This is a genomic window from Streptomyces sp. (assembly GCF_031181705.1).
GTDB lineage: Bacteria > Actinomycetota > Actinomycetes > Streptomycetales > Streptomycetaceae > Streptomyces.
In genome coordinates this window covers 1-6,389 of sequence record NZ_JAPSKN010000216.1, presented here as the reverse complement: position 1 = coordinate 6,389, position 6,389 = coordinate 1, and the positions used below count along the sequence as shown (strand labels likewise).

7 protein-coding genes are annotated in these 6,389 nt (G+C 73.6%); 3 read left to right on the top strand and 4 right to left on the bottom strand.

The genetic code is table 11. The features are described from left to right. The coding region (locus RIN80_RS25765) for a Cmx/CmrA family chloramphenicol efflux MFS transporter (RefSeq protein WP_309098044.1) at window positions 1-1,137 on the bottom strand (1,137 nt) is incomplete at its 3' end. 167 nt (window positions 1,138-1,304) lie between these two features. Beyond that, window positions 1,305-2,243, bottom strand: a complete 939-nt coding sequence (locus RIN80_RS25760) for a DMT family transporter (protein ID WP_309098043.1) — start codon at window positions 2,241-2,243, stop codon at window positions 1,305-1,307. A 74-nt stretch (window positions 2,244-2,317) separates the two neighbouring features. On the opposite strand from RIN80_RS25760, the gene RIN80_RS25755 reads away from it, so the two are divergent. Together RIN80_RS25755 and RIN80_RS25750 are read left to right on the top strand one after the other, a co-directional pair. Next, complete coding sequence (locus tag RIN80_RS25755) at window positions 2,318-2,902, top strand: TetR/AcrR family transcriptional regulator (RefSeq protein WP_309098042.1); 585 nt, start codon at window positions 2,318-2,320, stop codon at window positions 2,900-2,902. Between the two features lie 47 nt (window positions 2,903-2,949). Further along, the gene (locus tag RIN80_RS25750; RefSeq protein ID WP_309098041.1) at window positions 2,950-3,531 is read left to right on the top strand and encodes a YdeI/OmpD-associated family protein; all 582 of its coding nucleotides are present in this window, start codon (window positions 2,950-2,952) and stop codon (window positions 3,529-3,531) included. 101 nt (window positions 3,532-3,632) lie between these two features. Here the strand turns inward: RIN80_RS25750 and RIN80_RS25745 are convergent, their stop codons facing one another. Together RIN80_RS25745 and RIN80_RS25740 are read right to left on the bottom strand one after the other, a co-directional pair. After that, window positions 3,633-4,418: a serine protease gene (locus tag RIN80_RS25745; RefSeq protein WP_309098040.1), complete on the bottom strand. Its 786-nt coding sequence runs from the start codon at window positions 4,416-4,418 to the stop codon at window positions 3,633-3,635. A 218-nt stretch (window positions 4,419-4,636) separates the two neighbouring features. Beyond that, window positions 4,637-5,242: a YceI family protein gene (locus RIN80_RS25740; protein ID WP_309098039.1), complete on the bottom strand. Its 606-nt coding sequence runs from the start codon at window positions 5,240-5,242 to the stop codon at window positions 4,637-4,639. Window positions 5,243-5,585: 343 nt separating this feature from the next. Here RIN80_RS25740 and RIN80_RS25735 point away from each other — a divergent pair. Beyond that, a partial coding sequence (locus tag RIN80_RS25735) for an SDR family NAD(P)-dependent oxidoreductase (RefSeq protein WP_309098038.1) occupies window positions 5,586-6,389 on the top strand: 804 nt, incomplete at its 3' end.

The following is a 6,389-nucleotide window of genomic DNA, read 5'->3' as shown; positions in this document are numbered from 1 at the left end:
CCGCTCGCGCCGCACCCACCCCGCCACGCCACCCGCCAGCACGATCAGCGCCGCGCTGACCCACACCGGCGATCGGTAGCCGAGGCCGGCGCCGATCGCCGCTCCGCCCGCCCAGGGGCCCAGTGCCGCGCCCACGTTGAACGCCGCCGTGGCGAAACCGCCGGCCAGCGTGGGTGCCTGCGGGGCCGCGTAGAGGGCCTGGGAGATCAGGGTCGAGCCGACGCCGAAGGACAGCGCCCCCTGGACGAGGACGAGCGCGAGCGTCACCGCCGGGTGCCCGGCACCGAGGGCCAGCAGGCACCAGCCCGCGCACAGCGCGACGCCCCCGCCGGCGAGCACCGGCACCGGACGCCGGTCGGCGTACCGCCCCGCGACGGTCACCCCCGCGAACGAGCCGGCCCCGAACAGCGCGAGCACCCCGGGCACCCAGCCGTCGCCCAGCCCCGTCTCCTCGGTGACCAGCGGCGCGAGATAGGTGAAGGTGCAGAACGTCGCGCCGTTGACGAGGGCGCCCAGCAGCAGCGTGCCCACGAGCCGGGGGCTGCGCAGCGACCGCAGCTCACCCCGCAGCGCGGGCGGCGCACCTCCGGCCGCACCGCCCGGCACGGACCGCGCCACCGCCACCAGCGCCGGAAGCGACACCAGCGCCACGGCCCAGAACGCCGCACGCCACCCCCACAGTTCGCCGAGCACGGCCCCGGCGGGCACCCCGGCCACACAGGCCAGCGTCACCCCGCCCAGCAGCATGGACGTCGCCCGCCCCTTCGCGTCCGGCGGGACCATCCCCACGGCGGCCACGAGAGCGACGGCGAGGAACCCGGCGTTGGCGAACGCGCCCACCACCCGGGTGGCGAGCAGGACCTCGAAGCTGCCGGTGAGCGCACCGGCGACATGGACGGCGAGGAACACGACGAGGAAGGCCAGCAGCGCACCCCGGCGCGGCCAGCGCCGCGCGAGCCCCGCCACCAGCGGCGCCCCGACGACCATCCCCGCGGCGAACGCGGAGGTCAGCGCTCCCGCCGCGGGAACGGACACCCCCAGATCCCGCGCGATGTCCGGCACCAGCCCGGACAGCATGAACTCGGACGTGCCTTGCGCGAACACGGCAAGGCCCAGCAGAAGAAGAGCGAACGGCATGAGGAAACTCCGCACCCGGAAGCCGACGACGGACATGACACGTCGGACGGCACACCGGCAGCGGAGCGAGCGGGCAGCCTCAGCGGCCCGGCATCGGCGTCACGAGCAGCCACCGGAGTGCCGGTGGCCGCAGTCTGGACGCCTCGGGGCTGGACATGCCCCGCAGGTTAGGCGCGCCCGGCAGACCGGGTCCACCGGTTTTCCGACGGCTCGCCCCGGGCCTCCGTCACCGCCGGTTCCCCGCGCCCACCGCCGCGGTGCACGATGACGACGGCCGCGAGGCAGACGGCCAGCCCGAGGGCGGTCTGGACGCCGAACGGCTCCCCGAACATCAGCGCGCCCCAGACGGCCGTCACCGGCGCCATGAGGAACATCAGCGTGTTGACCTTGGTGACCCCGGAACGCCGCAGGATGAGCCAGTACAGCCCGTAGCCGCCGAAGGTGGACAGCCCGACCAGCCAGGCCACCGCGACCCAGAACTCCGTGCCGGCCGGCGGCATCGCGGCCCCGGTGCCCAGCGCCAGCAGGCTGAAGAGGACGGCGCTGGTGGCGCAGTGGACGGTCAGCGACACCGAGGGCGCGACCCGCGAGCGGGACCGGCTCTCCAGGAACGTGGCCGCGACCAGGGACAGCATGCCGAGCAGCGGGATGGCGTACGCCCACCAGGCCACGCCGGTGCCGGCCGCCGCGTCGGCCAGGGTGACCACGGCGACGCCGCTCAGCCCCAGGCCCAGGCCGGTCCACTGCCGGCCCGAGACGTACTGCCCGAGCAGCGGCCCCGCGAGGGCCCCGGCGACCAGCGGCTGGACCCCGTCGATCAGGGCGGTGGTGCCGCTGGAGACGCCGAGCTGGATCGCGTAGTAGACGCTGAGCAGATAGCCGCTCTGCGACAGCACGCCGATCACGGCCTGCCGGGCGACGTCCCGGGCGGTGAGTCCCCGCCAGGCCGGCCGCATCAGGGCGGCGACGGCGACGAGGACGACGGCCAGCGGCAGGAACCGCCACATCAGGATCGTGAGCGCCGACGCGCTGCCCGCGCCGAGCTTGGCGCCGATGAAGCCGGAGCTCCAGCACAGGACGAAGGCGAGGGAGAGGAGGATGTTCACGACATCACGACCAGGAGGAGTAGACAGATCGGTATACCTTTCGGGCTACTATACAGATCGGTATACTCGGCTGCATGGGCACCCCCGCGCAGACCCCGCACCGGATCGCCATGACCCCCGCCGCCCGCCGCGCCCTGGACGCCGCCGCCCGGCTGTTCTACGAGCGCGGCATCCACGCGGTCGGGGTCGACCTCATCGCCGCCGAGGCCGGGGTGACGAAGAAGACCCTCTACGACCGGTTCGGCTCCAAGGAGCAGATCGTCGTGGAGTACCTGGCCGACCGCGACGAGCGCTGGCGGACCTTCCTCGCCGAGCGCCTGGACGCGGCGGGACCCGATCCGCGCGCGCGGGTCCTGGCCGTCTTCGACGCCACGGGCGCCTGGGCCGTGGACCTCAGCCCCAGGGGGTGCAGCATGGTCAACGCCCACGCGGAGATCAGCGACCCCACCCACCCGGCCCATCCCGTCATCACCGGGCAGAAGCAGTGGATGCTCGACCTGTTCACGCGCCTCGTCGCGGACATCGCCCCGGACCGGGCCGGCGAGCTGGCCCGGGCGCTGATGCTGCTGCACGAGGGCGCCCTGGTCGCGCACGGCCTCGGCATCTTCCCGGACGCCGCCGCGTCGGCGCGTGAACAGGCCCGTGCCCTGCTCGGCTAGGGCCCTGGCGGACGACATCCGGCCTACTTGGTTCCTACGGTGGTGCCATGACCGCCGCCCACGACACCGGTCCCCTCGCCTTCGCGACCGTGGCCGAGCTGGACTCCTGGCTGACCGCCCATCCGGCCCCCCACCCCGGGCTGTGGGTCCGGGTCGCGAAGAAGGGCTCGGGCATCCCCTCCGTCAGCGCCTCCGACGTCAACGACGTGGCGCTGTGCCACGGCTGGATCACCGGGCAGCGCAGGACACTCGACGCCTCGCACTACCTCCAGCGGATCACCCCGCGGCGTCCCGGCAGCCTCTGGTCCCTGGTCAACGTCCGGCGGGTCGGCGAACTGACCGCCGAGGGCCGGATGCGTCCGGGCGGGCTCGCCCAGGTGGCGGCGGCGCGTGCGGACGGACGCTGGGACGCGGCGTACGCGTCACAGAAGGAGGCCGAGGTTCCCGACGACCTGGCGGCGGCGCTGGAGCGGAACCCGGGGGCCGCGGCGGCCTTCCGGGCACTCGGCCGCACGGACCGCTACCTGACGATGCTCGGCGTCCTGCGCGCCAGGACGCCGAGGGCCCGGCAGGCCCAAGTGGCGGCGGCCGTCGCCAGGTTGGAGTCCCACGACGAGCCGCGCGGCTGAGCCCTCCGCACCGGCGGCTGCCGGCCGCCACCCCGCACCGGACGGCCCGGCACCCCGTCGGTGCCGGGCCCCGTGCGCGGTGGGTCGGAGTGCGCGGTGGGTCAGAGCGTGGACGCCGCCGAGGCGATCGCGGAGGCGAAGGTCGAGACCTCCGTGTAGACGCCGGGCGCCTCGGGCCGGGCGCAGCCCTCGCCCCAGCTGACGATGCCGACCTGGATCCAGTCACCGGCGTTGTCCTTGCGGAACATGGGGCCGCCGGAGTCGCCCTGGCAGGTGTCCACGCCGCCCGCGTCGAAACCGGCGCAGATCTCCTCGCTCGCGACGAGGCCGCTGTACAGACCGCCGTAGGCCCTGCAGGCGGCGTCGCTGACGAACGGCACGGTCGCCTTCAGCAGGTAGCGCTGCTGGGCGCCGCCCTCGCGGTTCGCGCCCCAGCCGGCGACGGTGAAGTCACCGGTGTTGTACTGCGCGGTGGTGGCGATCTTGAGGGTCGGCAGGTTGATGGGCTGGGCCAGCTTGATCAGCGCCCAGTCCTTGCCGGTGCCGTTGTAGCCGGGGGCGCGCAGCACCTTGGTGGAGCGGACCTGGACGCGGCCGCTGGTGGACTGCAGGTCGACGACCCCGGCGGTGGCCGTGATGCTCGTGTTGGTGCCGGAGCTGCCCACGCAGTGCGCGGCCGTGAGCACGATCTGCTGGGTGTAGAGCGCGCCGCCGCAGCCCATCGAGAGCCGGACCATGAACGGGAACTCGCCCTGCGCGGCACGGGTCCCGCCGACGACGGGCGAGGGGGCGGCCTGCGCGGCGGAGACGGGCTGGAGGCTGGCGATCGCGAGGGCGGCGGCGCCGAGGACCGCGCATCTCCTGAGAGCCGTGAGGAGTCTCTTCAACGTGATGCCTTCCGTGGGGGGTTGACCGGGGAGACGTGCAACCGAAGCATCATTTGACGAGTGCATGACAGCAAGGCGGCAAAAAAGAACGTCCATGTGCTGGCATGGACTGGTCAAAATTCTGCTGCTGGATTATGGGAACGCCGACGGTTCTCGCACAAGGGGCGGGATCCGGCCAGGCCGGCCCGGCGGGGGTTCGCCGGGCCGGTGCCGCCGGTTCACGCGTTCCGGATCGCCGAGATGTCGAAGCTGAGCTTGATCTTGTCGGAGACCAGCACGCCACCGGTCTCCAGCGCGGCGTTCCAGGTCAGGCCCCACTCGGAGCGCAGGATCTGCGCCTTGCCCTCGAAGCCGACGCGCTCGTTGCCGAAGGGGTCCTTCGCGGCGCCGTTGAACTCCAGGTCGATGGTGAGGGGGCGGGTCGTGCCGAGGATGGTCAGGTCGCCGGTGATGCGGTAGTCGTCGCCGCCGAGCGCCTCGGCCTTGGTGGAGCGGAACGTCATGGTCGGGAACTCGTCCGCCTTGAAGAAGTCCGCGCTCTTGAGGTGTCCGTCGCGGTCGGCGTTGCCCGTCTCGATGCTGTCCATCACGACGTCGAGCGAGGCCGTGGACCGCGAGGGGTCGCCGCCGTCGAGGTGCAGCGTGCCGGTGAAGTCCTGGAAGCTGCCCTTGACGTTGGTGACCATGGCGTGGCGGGCGACGAAACCGATCGTCGAGTGCGCGGGGTCGATCGTGTAGTCGCCGGTCAGGGCGGCGAGCTCCGGGGTGACGGCGGTGCCCGTGGCGGTGGCGGTCTCGGTGTCGGTGCGGGTGAAGATGCTCATGGGGTGCCTCCTGCGGCTTCTGTTGAATGTTGAACTACTCAACACGACCCACCGTAGACCTATTCCGTTCAACCTTCAACATCTTCGCGGGGTGTGTTCGCGTCGAATCCCGCGCGCTCGCCCGTACCGCCGCCTGGCGGCACCGGGCCGCCCCGTACGGGTGGTTCCGCCCCGTCCGGGTGCCACGACGCCACGACCCGCGGTTCGCCCGGGTGGCGGGCCGCCGGCCGGTCAGCGCGGACCACGGGGGCGACGAGGTGCGGTGGCGGTGCTCCGGAAGTCGGGGTTCCGTAGCAAAGGACCGTAGGGAGACAGACGAGGCACAGCGCAGGGGAGACGACTCGTGACACTCACCGGCTCCGGCCCGGCCTACGACCCACCGGCCGACGCCCGCCCACGCCGTGCCGGCGCTCCCGTCCCCGCCCGGACGCGCGTGTACGGACCGGAACGGCGCCTCGACCGGCGCGTGGCCCTGGTCGCCGGTGCCTCCTCGGACATCGGGGCGGCCACGGCAATGCGCTTCGCCATGGACGGCTGGCAGCTCCTGCTCGGCGGGCGCGACCGGTACCGCCTGGAACGGACCGCCGCCGGCACGTCGGCCGCCGTCCTGCCCGCCGACCTCGCCGCCCCGGACGGACCACGCCTGCTCGCCCGCTCCGCACTGCACATGACCGGACGGATCGACGTCCTGGTCGCCGGGGCGGACATCGGCTGGACGGGCCCCTTCGCCGCCATGCCGCACACCGACATCGACCGGGTGCTCACCCTGGACCTCAACGCCACGCTCCACCTCGTGCGCGAGGTCCTGCCGACCATGATCGCGGCGGGACGCGGCCGCGTGGTGCTGCTCGGCGCGCTCGCGGACCGCGCGGGCGTACGGCAGGAAGCGGTGTACTGCGCCGCCAAGGCCGGCCTCGCCGCCTTCGCCGGGGCACTGCGCCGGGAACTGCGCGGCACGGGCGTCGGCGTGACCTTCGTCGTCCCCGGCTCCGTCGACACGGATCTCCGCACCCGCCGAGCCGGACCCGACCCCGCCTCCCGCGCCGGCCTCCTCACCCCCGGCGACGTCGCCGCCACGATCTTCGACGCCGTCCGACGCCACCGCGACGAGGCCCACCTGTCCCCGCCGTCCCACCCCCGCGCCCGC